The sequence below is a fragment of the Streptomyces sp. NRRL F-5122 genome (assembly GCF_001507435.1).
Lineage (GTDB): Bacteria > Actinomycetota > Actinomycetes > Streptomycetales > Streptomycetaceae > Streptomyces > Streptomyces lannensis.
The window spans coordinates 145,454-161,862 of sequence record NZ_LMWH01000172.1; the positions used below are offsets into that span (position 1 = coordinate 145,454).

The 16,409-nt window shown below is 71.0% G+C and carries 20 protein-coding genes; 13 read left to right on the plus strand and 7 right to left on the minus strand.

The features are described from left to right. The first annotated feature begins 404 nt into the window (after positions 1–404). Together ADL25_RS18675 and ADL25_RS18680 are read left to right on the plus strand one after the other, a co-directional pair. Positions 405–860: a PaaI family thioesterase gene (locus tag ADL25_RS18675; protein WP_059128915.1), complete on the plus strand. Its 456-nt coding sequence runs from the start codon at positions 405–407 to the stop codon at positions 858–860. Further along, complete coding sequence (locus ADL25_RS18680; protein ID WP_059128888.1) at positions 857–1,828, plus strand: MBL fold metallo-hydrolase; 972 nt, start codon at positions 857–859, stop codon at positions 1,826–1,828. Before ADL25_RS18675 ends, ADL25_RS18680 begins: the two co-directional genes overlap by 4 nt. 165 nt (positions 1,829–1,993) lie before the next feature. Here the strand turns inward: ADL25_RS18680 and ADL25_RS18685 are convergent, their stop codons facing one another. After that, entirely contained in the window at positions 1,994–2,926 is a 933-nt protein-coding gene (locus ADL25_RS18685; RefSeq protein ID WP_059128889.1) for a LysR family transcriptional regulator, read from the minus strand. A gap of 72 nt (positions 2,927–2,998) precedes the next feature. On the opposite strand from ADL25_RS18685, the gene ADL25_RS18690 reads away from it, so the two are divergent. Then, positions 2,999–3,886, plus strand: a complete 888-nt coding sequence (locus ADL25_RS18690; protein ID WP_059128890.1) for an SDR family NAD(P)-dependent oxidoreductase — start codon at positions 2,999–3,001, stop codon at positions 3,884–3,886. A gap of 47 nt (positions 3,887–3,933) precedes the next feature. Continuing rightward, positions 3,934–4,863, plus strand: a complete 930-nt coding sequence (locus tag ADL25_RS18695) for an SDR family NAD(P)-dependent oxidoreductase (RefSeq protein WP_059128891.1) — start codon at positions 3,934–3,936, stop codon at positions 4,861–4,863. A 22-nt stretch (positions 4,864–4,885) separates the two neighbouring features. Here the strand turns inward: ADL25_RS18695 and ADL25_RS18700 are convergent, their stop codons facing one another. Continuing rightward, complete coding sequence (locus tag ADL25_RS18700) at positions 4,886–5,206, minus strand: EthD domain-containing protein (protein WP_234380960.1); 321 nt, start codon at positions 5,204–5,206, stop codon at positions 4,886–4,888. A 76-nt stretch (positions 5,207–5,282) separates the two neighbouring features. On the opposite strand from ADL25_RS18700, the gene ADL25_RS18705 reads away from it, so the two are divergent. Beyond that, positions 5,283–5,909: a TetR/AcrR family transcriptional regulator gene (locus tag ADL25_RS18705; protein ID WP_059128893.1), complete on the plus strand. Its 627-nt coding sequence runs from the start codon at positions 5,283–5,285 to the stop codon at positions 5,907–5,909. Next, on the plus strand, positions 5,906–6,286 hold the full coding sequence (locus ADL25_RS18710; RefSeq protein WP_234380961.1) for a winged helix-turn-helix transcriptional regulator: 381 nt from the start codon (positions 5,906–5,908) through the stop codon (positions 6,284–6,286). Before ADL25_RS18705 ends, ADL25_RS18710 begins: the two co-directional genes overlap by 4 nt. A gap of 1 nt (position 6,287) precedes the next feature. Here the strand turns inward: ADL25_RS18710 and ADL25_RS18715 are convergent, their stop codons facing one another. Further along, on the minus strand, positions 6,288–6,797 hold the full coding sequence (locus ADL25_RS18715; protein ID WP_059128894.1) for a nuclear transport factor 2 family protein: 510 nt from the start codon (positions 6,795–6,797) through the stop codon (positions 6,288–6,290). A gap of 172 nt (positions 6,798–6,969) precedes the next feature. Here ADL25_RS18715 and ADL25_RS18720 point away from each other — a divergent pair, with 172 nt between their 5' ends. Beyond that, positions 6,970–7,671, plus strand: coding sequence for an MBL fold metallo-hydrolase (locus tag ADL25_RS18720; RefSeq protein WP_059128895.1), 702 nt, complete (start codon positions 6,970–6,972; stop codon positions 7,669–7,671). Between the two features lie 108 nt (positions 7,672–7,779). Here ADL25_RS18720 and ADL25_RS18725 read toward each other — a convergent pair whose 3' ends face one another. Together ADL25_RS18725 and ADL25_RS18730 are read right to left on the minus strand one after the other, a co-directional pair. Next, a complete protein-coding gene (locus ADL25_RS18725) occupies positions 7,780–8,001 on the minus strand; it encodes a MarR family transcriptional regulator (protein WP_234380962.1) in 222 nt (73 codons plus the stop codon). Further along, the gene (locus tag ADL25_RS18730; protein ID WP_059128896.1) at positions 7,998–8,234 is read right to left on the minus strand and encodes a hypothetical protein; all 237 of its coding nucleotides are present in this window, start codon (positions 8,232–8,234) and stop codon (positions 7,998–8,000) included. The genes ADL25_RS18725 and ADL25_RS18730 overlap by 4 nt, the downstream gene beginning before the upstream one ends. Positions 8,235–8,413: 179 nt before the next feature. Here ADL25_RS18730 and ADL25_RS18735 point away from each other — a divergent pair, with 179 nt between their 5' ends. Continuing rightward, the gene (locus tag ADL25_RS18735) at positions 8,414–8,956 is read left to right on the plus strand and encodes a L,D-transpeptidase (RefSeq protein WP_059128897.1); all 543 of its coding nucleotides are present in this window, start codon (positions 8,414–8,416) and stop codon (positions 8,954–8,956) included. Between the two features lie 204 nt (positions 8,957–9,160). On the opposite strand, the gene ADL25_RS18740 is transcribed toward ADL25_RS18735, so the two are convergent. Then, the gene (locus ADL25_RS18740; protein ID WP_059128898.1) at positions 9,161–9,847 is read right to left on the minus strand and encodes a hypothetical protein; all 687 of its coding nucleotides are present in this window, start codon (positions 9,845–9,847) and stop codon (positions 9,161–9,163) included. 171 nt (positions 9,848–10,018) lie between these two features. On the opposite strand from ADL25_RS18740, the gene ADL25_RS18745 reads away from it, so the two are divergent. The 5 genes from ADL25_RS18745 (at position 10,019) to ADL25_RS18760 (ending at position 15,752) form a co-directional block, all read left to right on the plus strand. After that, positions 10,019–11,224, plus strand: coding sequence for a HupE/UreJ family protein (locus ADL25_RS18745; protein WP_059128899.1), 1,206 nt, complete (start codon positions 10,019–10,021; stop codon positions 11,222–11,224). 127 nt (positions 11,225–11,351) lie between these two features. Next, on the plus strand, positions 11,352–13,325 hold the full coding sequence (locus ADL25_RS18750; protein ID WP_059128900.1) for a purple acid phosphatase family protein: 1,974 nt from the start codon (positions 11,352–11,354) through the stop codon (positions 13,323–13,325). Between the two features lie 75 nt (positions 13,326–13,400). Then, entirely contained in the window at positions 13,401–14,480 is a 1,080-nt protein-coding gene (locus ADL25_RS18755) for a WxL protein peptidoglycan domain-containing protein (RefSeq protein WP_059128901.1), read from the plus strand. Between the two features lie 180 nt (positions 14,481–14,660). Continuing rightward, positions 14,661–14,819 carry a hypothetical protein gene (locus ADL25_RS50575; RefSeq protein WP_234380963.1) on the plus strand — a complete coding sequence of 53 codons (159 nt, stop codon included), beginning with the start codon at positions 14,661–14,663 and terminating at the stop codon, positions 14,817–14,819. A gap of 213 nt (positions 14,820–15,032) precedes the next feature. Next, positions 15,033–15,752, plus strand: coding sequence for a tyrosine-protein phosphatase (locus tag ADL25_RS18760; RefSeq protein ID WP_234380964.1), 720 nt, complete (start codon positions 15,033–15,035; stop codon positions 15,750–15,752). Between the two features lie 344 nt (positions 15,753–16,096). Here ADL25_RS18760 and ADL25_RS18765 read toward each other — a convergent pair. Beyond that, the coding region (locus ADL25_RS18765) for an ATP-binding protein (protein WP_199839175.1) at positions 16,097–16,409 on the minus strand (313 nt) is incomplete at its 5' end.

Consider the following 16,409-nt stretch of genomic DNA (forward strand, 5'->3'; position numbering starts at 1 on the left):
TCCGCGGAGGCGTACGTTCCGCATACCCCGCGACGCGCTTTCCGAGGCGCCGGCCCGCCGCTACCGGGACGGCGGGCCGCGCGGGGGCCAAATGCCTGCGCCGTGCCGTGTTCCACGGGCTCGGCCGGCAGTCGCTGCCCTCGGGGTTCTCGCGTCCCCGGCCGTCTTCGGGACGGGCCGGGCGGCTCTCCGTACGGCCCCGATGCGCGCCGATCGTCCCGCGCCGCAGCCCACGGTGTTGCGATCCACCGTGCCGAAGTCCCGCTTCTCCAAGGGCGGGTGGTCCCGGCGTCCGCGGTGTCATGATGATCGCCGTCGGCGGTTTCCCGCCGGTGGAAGGACCGGCCGGCCGAGGAACCGTCCACCGCCGTACGAACGCCGTGAAGTACGCCGAAGGAGGTCGCGTGGAAGACCGGACGCAGCAGGAGCAGGCGATCCCCGAGACCGAGGCGCGGATCCGCGGCAGCTTCGAGCGGCAGGGGCTGATGAGCCACCTCGGTGCGCGGATTGCACACATCGCGCGGGGCCGCGTGCACATCGTGCTCCCGAGCCGGCCCGAAGTGACCCAGCAGCACGGCTACTTCCATGCAGGCGCCACCAGTTCCATCGCGGACAGCGCGGGCGGTTACGCGGCCTACACGCTCTTCCCCGAGAACACCGAGGTGCTCACCGTCGAGTACAAGATCAACCTCCTTGCGCCCGCCGTGGGCGACCACCTCGAGGCGGTCGGAACCGTCCTGAAGGCCGGACGCACCCTGACGGTGTGCGGGCTCGAGGTGTTCGGCGTGCGGGACGGCGGCCGGAAACCGGTCGCCAACGGGCAGCAGACGCCGATCCGGGTGAACGGGGTCGAGCAGTGACCCCGCAGCCACTGCCGTCCTGGGTGATCCGGTGGCAGCGCCCGTTCCCCGACGCCAATCTGCTTCTGCTGAAGGGGCGGCAACCGGCCCTGGTCGACAGCGGGTTCGTCGGCCACGCCGAGGACACGGCCGCCTGGGCGCAGGCACGGACCGGCTCCGTCGACCTGGTCGTGAACACCCATTGGCACTCCGACCACGTCGGCGGCAACGCCCTCCTCCAGAACATGGGCGCCGCGATCGCGGCCGGAGCCCCGGAGGCCGAGGCCGTCGCCCGCAGGGACCCGGGCTGCTGTGCGGCCGAGTACCTCGACCAGCCGGTCGCCCCGTACACGGTCGACATGCCGCTCGACGACGGACGGATCCTCCGGCTCGGCGACGCCGACTGGGAGATCGTCCGCACCCCCGGACACACCCCCGGGCATCTGTCGCTGTGGCAGCCGGACGAGCGACTGCTGGTGGTCGGGGACGCGCTGTCCGACTACGACGTCGGCTGGGTGAGCCGCGCCCTCGACGGCCCCGAAGCGGCGGCCACCGCGCTCGACTCCCTGAAGCGGCTCGCCGCCCTCGATCCTCGCGTCGTGCTTCCCTCGCACGGACCCGTCCCGGCGGATCCCGATGCGGCGTTCGCCAACGCGCTGCGCAGTGCCCAACGGTTCGTGGACGACCCGGAGGGAGGGGTCTGGTACGGCGCCAGGCGGATCTTCGCGTTCGCCCTGATGATCCGTGACGGGATCCCGGCCGACCGGGCCGAGACCTATCTGCACGCACGGGCCTGGCTGCGCGACGCCGCACGGCTTCTGGGCCGTACGCCGCAGACGCTGGCCGCCGAACTGATCGACGCGATGCTGCGCAGTGGCGCCATCGTGCTGCGGGACGGCCGCCTGCACGCCGCGGCCGAGCACATGCCGGTCCGGGCGGAGTCGCTGCGCGTACCCCACCCTCGCGACTGGCCGCCGACGCGGCACTGAGCCGCGGGGTTTTTTGAGTCGTTTGCCGCCGGGGTGACGGAGGCGGTGGTGCCGTGGTTCGAAGGGACGACCGTCGAGCACTCGCCGGTCCGGGCCCAGCCGGACCGATCCGCCGGCAGGCGCGTACCGCTGGGCCGTCCGCGGGCGCGCCGGTACCCGGTGCGGTCAGCGGGTACCGGCGGCGGTGCCGGTGTCGAGGGCCGCGGCGCGGAGGGCCGCCGCCACCCGGACGACCGCCTCGGTCGGTGGCTGGGGGAGTCGGGCCAGGAGCAGTCGCCGCTGTTCCTGGGGGCCGCCGCGGACCGGGAGGATGCGGACGCCGGGTGGCGCGGCCGCGGCGAGGGTCGCGGGCACGGTGGTCAACCCGAAGCCGGCGGCGACCAGATGGAGCTTGGCCAGCCAGTCGCGCGCGGTGTGGGCGATCTCGGGACGCTCGTCCAGACCCGGCCACACACCCATCAGCCGGTCCTCGCCGGAGGAGGAGCCCGCGATCCAGCGCTGTCCGCGCAGGTCGGCCACATCGACGAAGTCACCGCGGGCAAGGGGGTGGACGGCGGGAACGGCGAGGCACAGCGCCCGTTCGGTGAGCGTCTGCAGCGCGAGCGGGGGAGACTCGGTGTCCGGCGGCCTGAAGGGCGGCGCCGACGCGAGGAGGGCCAGGTCCAGACTGCCTGCCCGCAGGGCGCGTACCAGCGCGGGCGTACTGCCCTCCCGTCCGGCGACGCACAGGCCGGGGTCCGACGCGCGGAGCGAGGTCAAGGCCCGGGGCAGCAGGACGGCACCCGCGCTGGGGAACCAGCCCAGCCGCACCGTCCCGGCCTGCCCGGGCAGGCCGGACAACTCCCGCGCGGTGGCCTCGATCTCGTCGAGCACGATCGTCGCACGACGCAGCACCACACGGCCGGCCGCGGTGAGCCGCACCCCGTCGCGCCGCCGCTCCAGCAGCTCCGAGCCCGCCGCCCGCTCGATCGCGGCCATCTGCCGGGAGACCGCCGACTGGGTGTAGCCGAGCGTCGCCGCGGCCGCGGTGAAGGTCCCCTGTTCGGCCACCGCGCGGAAGACCCGCAACGCGGTCAGCGACACATCGGTGAAGTCCATGACGATCTCGCATACCAACCGTGCGTAACTTTCGTTGGACTCATGGCCCCGGGCGTTCCTAGCGTGGCATGCATGAACGCTTCACGCATCGCCCTCGTCACCGGCGCCAACCAGGGGCTCGGCCGCGCCCTCGTCGAAGGGCTGGCCGCCCGGATGAACCCGGACGACCTGGTCCTGCTCACCGGACGCCACGAACGGCGTGTGGCGGACGCCGCGGACGAGGTCACCGGGCTCCCGGGCACCCGCGCCCGCGTGGAGGGCCGGATCCTCGACGTCACCGACGCCGATGCCGTCGCCCGCCTCGCGGACGAACTGGGGGCGCGGTACGGCGGGGTCGACATCGTCGTCTCCAACGCGGTCGCCCGCCTGCTGCCCGGGGAATCACAGGCTGAGCGGGCCGACGAGTTCATCGACGTCTCCAACACGGCCACCCACGCGATCCTGCGCTCCTTCGGTCCCGTCCTGCGCCCCGGCGGACGACTGCTCGTCGTGGCCAGCAGCCTCGGCACCCTCGGGCACCTCGATCCACGGTTGCACCAGCTGTTCGACGGCGCCGATCTCGACCAGGTCGAGTACGCCGTCGAGTCCTGGCGCAGCGCCGTCCACAACGGCACCGCCGTGGAGGCGGGTTGGCCGGTCTGGCTGAACGTGCCCTCCAAGGTGGCCCAGGTCGCCGCCGTCCGCGCGGTCGCCGCCGCTCGCCGCGAACACGACCTGGCCGCCGGCATCCTGATCGCCTCGGTCTGCCCGGGCATGGTCGACACCGACACCTCGCGCCCCTGGTTCAGCGACTTCAGCCAGGCGCAGTCCCCCTCCGAGGCCGCACGCGCCGTGCTGGACCTCGTCCTCGCCGAGCACGTCGAGCCCGCCCTGTACGGCGAGTTGGTCCGCTTCGGCAAGGCCCTGCCGTGGCACGACGGCACACCCCTCGTCGAGCAGGACGGGTTGGTCACACCCTGAGCGCGGGGTCGTCAGGCAGGTTTCCGCACACAGCAAGGAGTTCACGTATGAGTGCCATCACCACCCCGTTCGGTTTCTCCAGCACGGCCGCCGAGGTCGCGGAGGGGATCGACCTCACGGGACGCCGGGTCGTGGTGACCGGCGCCTCCTCCGGTATCGGGGCGGAGACCGCTCGCGCCCTGGCCGGCACGGGGGCGGAGGTCACCCTCGCCGTGCGGGACACGACGGCGGGCGAGCGGGTCGCCAAGGAGATCACCTCGACGACCGGCAACCAGGAGGTGCATGCCGCGCATCTGGACCTGGCGGATCCGGCGTCCGTCGCGGCCTTCGCCGCCGCGTGGCGGGGACCACTGCACGTCCTGGTGAACAACGCCGGCGTCATGGCCTGCCCCGAGCAGTACACCGAACAGGGCCGGGAGTGGCAGTTCGCCACCAACCACCTGGGCCACTTCGCCCTCGCCACCGGCCTGCACAAGGCGCTGGCCGCCGACGGCTCCGCCCGCATCGTCGTCGTCAGTTCCACCGGCCACCAGCAGTCACCGATCGTGTGGGACGACGTCGACTTCGCCTTCCGCCGCTACGATCCATGGCTCGCCTACGGCCAGTCCAAGACCGCCAACGTCCTTTTCGCCGTGGAGGCGACCCGCCGCTGGGCCGCGGACAACATCACCGCCAACGCCCTGATGCCCGGGGCCGTCCACACCAACCTCCAGCGCCACACCGGCGGCCGCGGCAGCGGACGGGTCCCCGCCCATCTGATCAAGACCGTCGAACAGGGCGCCGCCACCTCCGTCCTGCTCGCCACCTCGCCCCTTCTCGAGGGAGTCGGCGGCCGGTACTTCGCCGACTGCAACGAGAGCGAGGTCGTGGACCGCCGCTCCGGCACACTCGACGGCGTCGCCCGCTACGCCGTCGACCCGGACAACGGCCGTCGCCTGTGGGCTCTGTCGCGGGAACTGCTCGCCCAGGCCGACTGAAGCCCCGCCCGGCGCCGTTCTCCTAGACCAGCCGCACCTGCCGATCGAGCACGGTCGAGTGGATGCCGGCCGAGGTGTCGCGCAGGTACGCCTGCCGCAGGCCGTGGGCCCTGCGGTACTCCTCCGTCGCGAGAGCCTCCCGCATCGCCGCCTCCGAATCGAAACTGATCCGCACGATGGCGTCGATGGGTTCCTCCGCTCCGTCTCCACCGGAGTCCGACAGGTAGTACTGCACGTACTCCCGCACCTGGGGCAGGGCCGCATAGGTCGGGCCGTACTCGTGTTCCATGAAGTGCCGGAAGTCCTCCGTCGAGATCTCGGCCCGCTTACGGATCACGGTCATGAGCGTCAACATCACTGTCCCCATTCCTGAACACCTGTTCATTGGATTTTACAATGAACAGGTGTTCAATGGGCGGGTGGGCACTACAGCCGAAACCAAGGGCAATCGGGACCTCCGGGCCGAGCTCGTCGCCGCCGCGGTGGCCGTGCTCGCGCAGCCGCAGCCCGTCGCCGTACCGTCGCTGCGGTCGATCGCGAAGGCCTGCGGGGTCGCTCCGTCGGCGGTCTACTGGCACTTCCCCTCGGAAGCCGACCTCCGGTCCGCCGTGCTCGACGCCGAGTACACCTCTCTGATCGACGCCGTCGAAACGGCGTTGGACTCGGCAGGAGCAGGTGCCGACACGCTGGTGGTCGCGGGTGACGCCTATATCGCGTGGGCGCTCGGGCACCCGGGTGCCTACCAGCTCCTCTTCGAGAGCGGCGACGAACTCCCGGCCGGCAGGGCGGAGCACGGCCCCAGGCTGCAGCGGCGGATCGTGGAACTCGCCCGCAGGGTCGACCCGGACGCCCCGTTCCCCGCAGCCCTCCTGCTGTGGTCGGTCTGGCACGGCGTCGTCTCGCTGCGTCTGCACAAGGACGAATGGGACTGGGGCATGACGGCGCAGGAGGCCAACCGCCGGCTGATGTCGGCGCTCACGGCCGGACGTCCCGATGGCGCCCGCGACACCGACGGCACACCTCGGCGGCGAGGGACCGCGCCGTGAACTCCGCCGACGCGCCTGGCCCGGACTGCTCCATCGGCCGGGTCGAGCATGCGATGGGCGTCATCCGGGGCCGGTGGAAAGTACTGATCATTCACCACCTCGCGGTGCACCAGCCACGCCGTTTCTCCGGCCTCGAACGGGCCATCCCCCAGGTGACCCAGAAGATGCTCATCCAGCAACTGCGCGCCCTGGAGGCCGACGGCGTCGTGCGCCGCATCGTCCACCCCGAGGTGCCGCCGCGTGTGGAGTACGAACTGACCGCGGCCGGACACGCTCTCGCCACGGCGCTCGCGGCGCTGCACGACTGGACGGTGCAGACGTGCCGGGCGGACGGTCGGCCGGAGGGGGATGTCCCCGGGCCCGACCGGTCCGGCTGAGTCAGACGGTGGGGAAGGAGTCCATCCAGATGATCTCCAGGGTGCGGTGGACGATGCGCCATCCCTCCGGCCGCCGGACGAGCCGGTCGACGAAGAACCCCGTCTCGATGAGGTTCCAGCCCTGCCCGTCGAGGCCGCCCTTGTGGGTGTGCAGGTGCTGGGTGCGTGCGACGGCGGTGTCGCCGTCCACGTCGACCGCGGAAACCCCCTGGAAGTGCTGCCACTTGAGCAGCCCGCTCATGGACCCGTCCGATCCGCGCATCACGTCCACGAGCACGCGGTAGTGGATGTCCTTCAAGGGGGGACCGCCGGCCGCCGAGTAGTCGACGGTGGCCTCGGGGGCGAAGACGGTGTCCCACTGCTCGAGGACACCGTTGTCCCCGGCCTGGTGGAGATCCTGGCCGAGGGCGTATCGCACCATCAGGTCCTGGATCTCGACCCGGTCGGCCAGGTACTGCAGACGCTGATCGAAGGGCAGGTCGGGGCGGGGGTGGGCCGTGTTGTCGGTCATGACGTCACCGTAGGCCGCAGCCCCATGGGTCAGTAAGTACCTACAAAAAAGTAAGCCCCTTGGCGGGTTTGCAGGGGAGCGGCGTCCCGCTCGTCCGTGTGTCCCGGGAGGGGGCCGACGTGCCGCCGTGGACGGCCTGTTCCGCGGCGACGGCTGCTGACAGACTGCGGGGATGACAACTTCGTTGAGCCGGTTGTCCGGCCGGGTGTGGATCCACCCCGGCGATCCGGATCCCGAGGCGGTCAAGCCCTGTGTGGCCGTGATCGCCGACGACGCGGGCAGCACGGTGGTCGATGCCGGTCAGAGCCCGGCGCACGCCCGATCGGTGCAGGCGGCCATGGCGGACGCGGGGCTGCCGGCCGCCCGCCGGCTGGTGTACACCCACCACCACTGGGACCACACCTGGGGCGCCTGCGCCTGGGAGGCGGAGGAGATCGTCGGTCATGAGTCGGGTGCGGCACTGCTGTCCGCCGAGGCGCGCCGTCCGTGGAGTCATGCGTACCTGAAGGAGCAGACGGCCGCCGAACCCGTGCTGGGGCCGAGCTTCACGGCCCGCGCACGGGCCATGAGCGGCTGGGCCGACTTCGCCGTGCGGCCTCCGACCCGCACCTTCGCCGACCGGCTGGTGCTCCCGGGCGGGATCGAGGTCCGGCACGTGGGCGGCCGGCACGCACCGGACTCCACGGTCGTGGCCGTCCCCGACTCCGGGGTGATGCTCCTCGGCGACTGCTTCTATCCACCGCCGTTCCATCTGCGTGAGCCCGGCCCCGCGGGCGAGGAGATCGACATGGGGCAGATCACCGCGCTGGTGGCGGAGGGCTTCGACTGGTACGTCGACAGCCACAGCCCGCCGTGGCGGCCGCCGGCCGCCTGAGCGAGGGCCGAACGGCCTGCCGCGTTCGGTCGGTGCCGCGGTCCGGGTGTCCGCGCAGGTGGTCCGAGGCGCGCCCGCGGACCACCGCGCGGACACCCGCCGCGCCGGCTAGCGCGGCAACGCGATCCCCCGCCCCCGGCCGCGGCGCACACTCCGGTCGATGACCCCGAGCTGTTCCATCCTGTCGAGCTGGTAGGCCACGGAGGACTTGCTCGACAGGCCCACGGCCCGGCCGATCTCCCGCACCGAGGGGGCCTCTCCATGCTCGGCGATCCAGTCCCTGATGCACTTCAGGATGCGTTCCTGGCGCTCGGTCAGGTGGTCCTTCACGAGGATTCCGCTTCCTCCTGCGACCGGACCTGCAGGCGCAGTTCCACCTTGGCCGCCGGTGATCGGCCGGCCCGGGTGTTCCAGTACGGATGGGCGGCGAGCCGGCCGGAGAGTTCCCGCAGGCGTCTGCGCAGGGCCGCGGTCTGCCGAGGCCGCCGGGCGAGCGCTTCGTAGGTGCGGTTCCAGTCGCGCTGGGTCTGCATCAACTCGGGTGGGAACGTCCTGTGCGCCATGCCTTGAATTCAATCACGTGTTCGATTTTTAGGGCGAGAGCCGGCTCCGGGCTTCTCGCGCTGACCTGTGGTCGAGCTCCTCGGATGGCGGAAACCATCAGATATAGGGCAAAGTTGCCTCGGAATGCGAGGGGCGCCGGAGTGTTCTGTTGCGCACAGGAGAGCGACGGTGATCAGAAATGGCCCACCACCGCCAAAGCCCACGCCCACACCTTCGTGACACCGGACTGCTCGCACTGGTCGGCGCACTGGTGGCCGTCCTGACGCTGGTCGCCGGTCCCGCCCGGGCGGCCTCCGCGGGCCGCGTCACGACGATCGACGCGGCGACGCACCGGATGACCGTCAGGGAGGGCGGCCGAACGGTGATGACCTTCCCCGTGAGTTTCGGAAAGCCCGGCTTCCGCACACCGTCCGGGACGTTCCACGTGCTGGGCAGGGAGTCGGTCGTCGAGATGACCTCGTGCAGCGCGCACATCACATGTGATCCGGCCAGCCCCAACTACTACGACCTCACGGTCCATTGGGCGGTGCGACTGACCAGCGGCGGCGTGTACGTCCACGCGGCACCCTGGAACCACGCCGTCGGACGGGCCGACATCTCCCACGGCTGCATCCACCTGAACACGCCGGACGCCCGGCGCTTCTACGATTTCAGCCGGGCCGGCGACACGGTGATCGTCAAGAACACGGGCGGTGCCGTCGAGGGCCCGAGCGGTCCGTGACACCCGGGCCACAGGCGACGGGTCGCCCCGGTCCGTGCCGCCGTTGATCCACTCGGCCATGGGATCCGCGTACACGACGCGTGCCGGCCCGGCCGCAGGCCCCGGTTCGCGGCCGCGGCCGGCCGCATCGGCCGGGATCCCGCCCGGGCGAACGGAGTCGAGGTCCGGCCGTTCGATCCGCCCGCCATGGGCAGCGGTGTCCCCTCAGGCGCCGGGCGTGCCCACGTCGTCGAGCCAGACCACGATTCCGGTCAGGTCGTGGAGGACTGCCGCGACACCCGCCCTGATGGCGGCCGCACAGCGCGCCGCGGTGAACGAGGCCGGGTCGTAGGTGGACGACATGCCGAGGCCCTCACCGCGGAACGAGGCGCCCGACCAGTCGACGGCCGTGACGTTGTAGGTGGGTTCGGCCAGTTCCGCGCCGACGACGAGGAACCGTTGCGACAGATGGTTGGGGGTGACCGTCGCGAGCGGGTCGATGAGGTCGTTGCCCGCGCTGACGACGAGGTCCGGGCCCATGTCGAGGGCCTTGGTGATGGCGGGAAGAAGGCCGGAGGTGCGCTCGGCCCGCACCGTCCTGAGGTCGACGTGCTCGGCTTCGGCCCAGTCCTCGACGGCTTTCACCAGAGCCTTGGTCGGCCGGTCGTCACCCGTCGTGAGGAGGACCACCCGGTAGCCCTTCGGCGGGTGGACGCCGGTCCACGACCCCGGCCGGGGTGTGGTCGTCGACTCCGGGACGGGCGAGGAGGAGGCGTCGACGAAACCGGCGCCGAGGGCGCCGACGGCGGTGGGCTCGGGGTGCGGCCGTGACCAGTCGTCGGCGGAACTGCATCCGGTGACCAGGGCGGCGGACGCGACGAGCGCGGCAAGAGTCCTGAGCGGGGGGCGCAAGGTGTTCGTCCTCCGAGTGATGTGAGTGGTGCGTCCCCATCCTGCGATGCCCGCTCTCACAAGTCGTCCCGAAAGGGCGTTTCGTCGAACCTGTTTTCGTACGGTTCGTCGACGAGCCGAGCCGAGTTCACCCGTGACATGGACGGTGCCCTGGCAACTCTAAGGAGCCACATGTCACGACACTTCCGTCGCGCCGTCATCGGGATCGCCGTCGCGGTGATCACCTTCCTGGGCCTGGCCGGGCCGGCGTCCGCCCACGGATTCACCTCGACGGTGTATGTCCATGTCACCGAGGGCGAGGACAACCGCATACGCACGAAGCTGGAGCTCGAGTACGACCTGTTCGTCGTTTCCGCCGCCGACTACGAGAAGGACGACACCCTCTTCCGGACCGGCGACGCCGCGTTCGAGTCCGGCGACACCGCGGGGCAGGCCGCGGCGCTCAACTCACGTGCGCGGTCGGCCGTCGCGTATGCGACCGAGCGCTTCTCGGTCGTCTCGGGCGCCGAGAACTGCACACCGACGCAGGTGGGCGGCTTCACGATGGGCCGACGAGAGGGGGTGCCGTACGCCGTTCTGCAACTCGACTGGGCCTGTCCCCAGGGGGGCGGGGAACGTCAGGTGCGCAGCGCGCTGTTCCCGGACTCCGAGGGTTACGTCAAGGGCGTCAAGACGATCGCCACCTATCAGCTGGACGGCCTTTCGGGCAGCGCCGCGCTCGACGCCGCCCATGCCGCCTTCTCCCTCGAACAGCCCTGGTACGAGCGGTTCTGGGAGTTCTTCCGTCTGGGCGCCGAGCATCTGCTGACCGGCATCGACCACATCCTGTTCCTGCTCGCGCTCATCGCGGGATCGCGCCGGCTGCGGGAGATCGTGCTCGCGGCCACGAGCTTCACTCTCGCCCACTCGGTGACGTTCCTGCTCGCCGCCCTCGGTCTGGTCGATGTGCCGGGCAGGGTCGTGGAGCCCGTCATCGCGCTGTCGATCGCCGTGGTCGCGGGCTGGCACCTGTGGCGGATCCGGCGGCGCGGGGGTCACGCCACCGACCTGGAGGCCGGTGGCGGCCACTTCAGCCTCGACCGCGCGGGCTGGACCCGTCTCGGTGTCGTCTTCTGCTTCGGTCTGGTCCACGGCCTCGGCTTCGCGGGCGCGTTGGGGATCGAGACGGCCTGGTCGTGGACCCTGCTGTGGTCGCTGCTGGTGTTCAACGTCGGCATCGAGGCCGTGCAGCTGGCCATCATCGCCCTGGTGTTCCCGCTGCTGGCCGTGCTGCGCCACCGGGCGCCGACGGCCGGCCTCTGGGTGACCGGTGCGCTGTCGGCGGGGGTGGCGGTGATGGGGCTCGTGTGGTTCACGCAACGGGTGTTCGGGATCTGAGACAAGAGTGCAGCTCTCGTTCGAAGTTCAATAATCCCCAAGATCTCATTTACATCTGGTTTACCGACCCGAGAGACCTTTTTGACCTCCAATCACGCACTTCAGTGCCTCTTAAGGAACGAAAGTGATGAGATCCAGACCCTCCACGCAGGCCTCCGGGCCTGCGCGGCACCGCGCGGCCACCGGGGCCGCAGCGGCATTCCTGGGCTTGGCCATAGCCCTGGGCGGCACCCTGGCGGCTCCCGCCAGCGCCGCCGACACGGCCACCCTCAGCGGCATCGTCCTCGGGGTGGGCGCCAACGAGACCCAGCGCACCGTGACCTGGTACTCGTCGGCGGACACCACCCAGGTCGTCCAGGTCGCGCCGACCGCCCAGGTGGTCAACGGTGAGTTCCCCGCCGCCGCCGCCACCTTCGACGCCTCCGGCGCAGCGAACATCGCCACCAGCGGCGGCTTCAACCGCCACGCGACGATCACCGGCCTGAAGGAGGACACGGCCTACTCCTACCGTGTCGGCACCGAGGGCAACTGGTCCTCGGCGTACTCCTTCAAGACGCAGGACTTCGAAGGCGACTACGACTTCCTGTTCTACGGCGACCCGCAGATCGGCTCGTCCGGTGACGTGGCGAAGGACCAGGCCGGCTGGCAGGACACGGTCGACGTCTCGCTGAAGGCCAACCCCAACGCCGAGCTCCTGGTGTCGGGTGGTGACCAGGTCGAGACGGCCAACACCGAGTCCCAGTGGAACGCCTTCCTCGCTCCGGACCAGCTGCGCCAGTACCCGTGGGCCGCCACCATCGGCAACCACGACGTCGGCGGCAAGGCCTACGAGCAGCACTTCACCACCCCGAACACCGACCGCTCGGCCCCGTACTACGACAACGGGAACCCCGCGGGCACCAAGTCCGGCGGTGACTACTGGTACATCTACAAGGATGTCCTGTTCATCGACCTGAACAGCAACAGCTACAACTCCGCCAACGGCGGCGGCGACGCGGCGCACATCAACTACGTCACGGACGTCATCAACAAGCACGGCAACGAGGCCAAGTGGAAGGTCCTCGTCTACCACCACGCGATCTACTCGCCGGCCGACCACGCCAAGGACAGCGACAACAAGACGCGTCGTGTCGACTTCCCGACAACGTTTTCCAAGCTCGGCGTGGACCTGGTTCTCCAGGGTCACGACCACAGCTACTCCCGCAGCTACCTGATCAAGAACGGCGAGAAGGCGAACCCGGCCGAGCAGCCCGGCGCCGCCGATGTCTACCCCGGTCCCGGCGGTGTCCTCTACGTGACGGGCAACTCGTCCTCGGGCTCGAAGTACTACGACATCACCACGCCGGACAACAGCGGGACGAGCGGTGCCGGCAACGGCGCCGACCCGCTCAACCCGAAGAACTACTGGTACAACTCGGTCCAGAACCAGGAGCACGTCCGCTCCTACGTGAAGGTCCAGGTGCGGAACGACAAGCTCGTCGTCGAGAACCTCCGCAGCGGTACCTGCGCGGCCCCGAACGCGGCCGTGGAGAAGGGCTCGTGGTGCAACAACACCCCCGCCGACCAGCCCGTGGGCTCGGTCGTCGACAAGGTGACGGTGCACCCGTACCACGGTGACAAGCAGGACCTCCAGGTCAACGTCCCCAACCCGGCTCCCGGTGAGTTCGGCTGGACGATCGACGGCTACAACGGCCTGGTCGACCTCGGCACCGCGGTGGAGAAGAACGGCGACCACTTCGAGGCCGGCGGCAAGATCAACCCGATCCTGGTGTCGGACACCCGCCGTTCGCTCGCACCGTGGTCGGTCTCGGCCAACGTGAGCGACTTCCGTGACGCCGACAAGACGTTCTCGGGCTCCTACCTCGGCTGGACGCCGTACGTCCTCGACGGTGGCGCGGGCGCCAAGGCCGGCGACCCGGTGGCCTCCGGCTACGACGACCACGGCCTGGGTCTGTCCATCTCGCGCGGCATCGGTTCGGCGGACCAGGGCCACGCCCGTGGCACCGCCAAGCTCGGCGCCGACCTGGACCTGAAGATCCCGGACACCGTCACCAAGGGCGGTTACCGGGCCACTCTGACGATCACCGCACTGAGCAGCTGATCCAGCCCGTTCCACCGGCGGGGCAGGCCCCTTCGGGTCGGCCTGCCCCGCCTCCCGTGCCAGGAGAACCCCCAGATGTACGCGCTCGCACCACGCCGGAAGACCACCGTCGTCTCCCTCGTCCGCACCGCCGTCCTCGCCCTGCTCGTCGCATGCGCGATCACCGGCCTGAGCGTCGGACCCGCTCGCGCCGCGGACGGCGACGTCACCTGGACGGTCAGGACGGCCGCGAACGGGTACGGCGACGACCGGTCCAGCTTCGCCTACGACCTCAACCCCGGTGGCGACGTCAAGGACGCCATGGTCGTCGCCAATCACAGCAAGACCCCGCTCAGTCTGGCGGTCTACGCCGCCGACGGGTTCACCACCGACACGGGCCGGCTCGACCTGCTCACCAAGGACAAGAAGTCCGTCGGCATCGGTGCCTGGGTCCACGCCGACCGCGACCGCGTCGTGATCCCGGCGGGCAAGTCGGCCCAGATCCCCTTCACGGTCACCGTTCCGGACCATGCCGTGCCCGGCGACTACGTGGGCGGCATTCTCACCTCCCTGCGGCAGACCGACGAAGCCGAGGGTGTCAACGTGGACCGGCGGCTCGGCATCCGCATCAAACTGCGGGTCAGCGGCAAGCTCAGCCCGCGCCTCGCGATCGAGAACCTCCATGTGGGGTACGAAGGCTCGTTCGATCCGTTCGCCAAGGGCGACGCCACCGTCACCTACACGATCCACAACACCGGCAACGCCATTCTGTCCGCCCACCAGCAGGTGTCCGTCGAGGGCCCCTTCGGCGGGCTGCGGACCGAGGCCGGCCGTGTCGCCCCGTCCCCCGAGCTGCTGCCCGGCGAGACCTGGAAGGTGACGGTGCCCGTCCACGGTGTGACACCCGGAGTCAGCCTGACCGCCACGGCCACGCTCACGCCCCGGCTCACCGACGCCTCGGGGTCCACCACCTCACTGGAGCCCGTCCGGGCGGCTGCCCACGGGTGGGCCGTGCCGTGGACGCTGTTGCTGCTGCTCGTCGTGGTGATCGCGGCGGTCGTCGCAGCCGTCGTCCTCACCCGCCGCAACCGCAAGCGCCGCAAGCTGCGGGAGGACGAGCGCGTACGGACCGCCGTCGAACAGGCCCTCGGCAGCCGGACGGCACAGAAGAGCTGAACGTCGCACCGGCGGCGGCCCGTCGTGCCGGGGTTCCCCCGGAGCCGACCCGCCGTCGGTGCCCAAGGTCCTGAACTTCGCCCGGCAGTGGCCCGGTTGTCTCGCTCACGACAAGTGGGCATGGGTGGATGAGCGCAGCACACGCCCCGTTGGCCCCTCGGTATCTCAGGAGTCATCACCATGCGCGTTCCTCGGCGTACCGGCACCCTCCTCGTCACGGCCCTGCTCGCCGGCACCGTCATGGTGCCGCTGGCGCCCGCAGCCCTCGCGGCGCCCGCCACGGCACCGTCGGCGGCCCGAGCCCTGGCACCCTCGGCGGTCCCCTTCACCGCGGCGTAGGCCCACCGTTCCGCGACCGGCGCCTACACGCTGACCTGGTCCTCGCCCGCAGGTCAGGTCGTCGTCACGGCCTCCACCGACCCGAACGCCACCTCCGGGGTCGAGGTCGGTCGCGGCGCCGGCACGGGAAGCCTCACCGTCCCCGCGGGGACCCTGGCATCCGGAGCGCGCTGGTACTTCCGCCTCACCCCCGACGGCGGCGCCCCGCTGACGGTGGCCGAACACTCCCTCGGCCTCGCCGACGCCGACAACGCCCGTGACGCGGGCGGTTACCGCACCACCGACGGCCACTGGGTCCGCATGGGCGTCGTGTACCGCTCGAACAAGCTCAGCCAACTGACCGCGGCGGAGCAGCAGGTGCTGCTCGACCAGCACATCACCCGCGACAGCGACCTGCGCAACAGCGTCGAGCGCGGCGACGAGCCGGACCGCATCCCCGCCGGCATCACCTACCAGGTCGCCGACGTCGTCTCCCTCAGCCACGGCCTGAAGTTCCACAAGGACGCCGCGGCGACGCTCGCGGCCGCCCTCGCCGCGGGCCTGTTCAGCGGCTCCGACGACCTGGGCCGGTCCATCGGCCACCCGTTCATGGTGAACCTCGTCGGCGCAGACCACGCCTTCCACGACACCCTGACCGCCGTCGTTGCGAACCAGGGCGCGACGCTCTACCACTGCACCGCGGGCAAGGACCGCACCGGCTGGACCACCGCCGTGCTTCTCACCCTGCTAGGTGTGCCGCGGGCGACCGTGGAGGCGGACTTCCTGGCCGGCAACACCTACACCGGCGACCCGGACGCCGTGGAACTGTCCTGGCTGCGCGCTGCCTTCGCCGAGGTCGACTACATCTACGGCGACTTCAACACCTATCTGCACAAGGGTCTGATGCCGGACGACGCCACCATCGACGCCCTGCGGGCGAAGCTGCTGGTCTGACCGCACGTCCGGCACGGGACAGGGGCGGACCTCGGACCTTCGCGGCTTTCCGCCAGGGGGCGGCCGGTCCCGGGCACGGCCGCCCTTGTCCGTCCGACATCGCACCCGGGATCCGGGCGTCGCGGACGAACCGCGCCACGCCCGGGTCCACTTGGGGCCGACCCCGGCCGAGGATCTGCGACACGGCGGTCGCGGTGCGCACGCGCGCCTTCTCGGCCGCCGTCGCCGGACGTGCCCCACCGACGGGTGCGGGCTGCACACGACGCTGCCGCGCGGACGACATGCCATGGGACGGGCCGCCATGCCGGCAGGGACCACGGGCCGGCCGGCGGGGGCGACATCCGTCAGGAGGCGTGCCGAAGGCATGCCCTCCGCTCCGCGGAAGCCGGCGGGCTCGCCTCGGGCATGCGCCGACCGGGGACCGATGCACGGGGGAGGTCCTGTTCGGCCCATACGACCTTGCCGCCCGATGTCGATCGCGCGCCCCACCTGCGCGACAGCTTGGCGACGAGGAAGAGGCCGCGGCCGTTCTCGTCCGTGGTGCGTGCGCGACGCTGACGCGGGATGAAGGCGGCGGTGTCGGACACCTCGCAGGTCAGGACCCGGTGGCGGACGAGGCGGAGTTCGATCGGTCCGGTGCCGTGGCATATGGCGTTG

Excerpts from the sequence above, each read along its gene's own strand:
- ADL25_RS18685 (WP_059128889.1), bottom strand. The coding sequence starts at position 2,926 with ATGGACTTCACCGATGTGTCGCTGACCGCGTTGCGGGTCTTCCGCGCG.
- ADL25_RS18690 (WP_059128890.1), top strand. The coding sequence starts at position 2,999 with ATGAACGCTTCACGCATCGCCCTCGTCACCGGCGCCAACCAGGGGCTC.
- ADL25_RS18695 (WP_059128891.1), top strand. The coding sequence starts at position 3,934 with ATGAGTGCCATCACCACCCCGTTCGGTTTCTCCAGCACGGCCGCCGAG.
- ADL25_RS18700 (WP_234380960.1), bottom strand. The coding sequence starts at position 5,206 with ATGACCGTGATCCGTAAGCGGGCCGAGATCTCGACGGAGGACTTCCGG.
- ADL25_RS18715 (WP_059128894.1), bottom strand. The coding sequence starts at position 6,797 with ATGACCGACAACACGGCCCACCCCCGCCCCGACCTGCCCTTCGATCAG.
- ADL25_RS18720 (WP_059128895.1), top strand. The coding sequence starts at position 6,970 with ATGACAACTTCGTTGAGCCGGTTGTCCGGCCGGGTGTGGATCCACCCC.
- ADL25_RS18730 (WP_059128896.1), bottom strand. The coding sequence starts at position 8,234 with ATGGCGCACAGGACGTTCCCACCCGAGTTGATGCAGACCCAGCGCGAC.
- ADL25_RS18735 (WP_059128897.1), top strand. The coding sequence starts at position 8,414 with ATGGCCCACCACCGCCAAAGCCCACGCCCACACCTTCGTGACACCGGA.
- ADL25_RS18745 (WP_059128899.1), top strand. The coding sequence starts at position 10,019 with ATGTCACGACACTTCCGTCGCGCCGTCATCGGGATCGCCGTCGCGGTG.
- ADL25_RS18750 (WP_059128900.1), top strand. The coding sequence starts at position 11,352 with ATGAGATCCAGACCCTCCACGCAGGCCTCCGGGCCTGCGCGGCACCGC.
- ADL25_RS18755 (WP_059128901.1), top strand. The coding sequence starts at position 13,401 with ATGTACGCGCTCGCACCACGCCGGAAGACCACCGTCGTCTCCCTCGTC.
- ADL25_RS50575 (WP_234380963.1), top strand. The coding sequence starts at position 14,661 with ATGCGCGTTCCTCGGCGTACCGGCACCCTCCTCGTCACGGCCCTGCTC.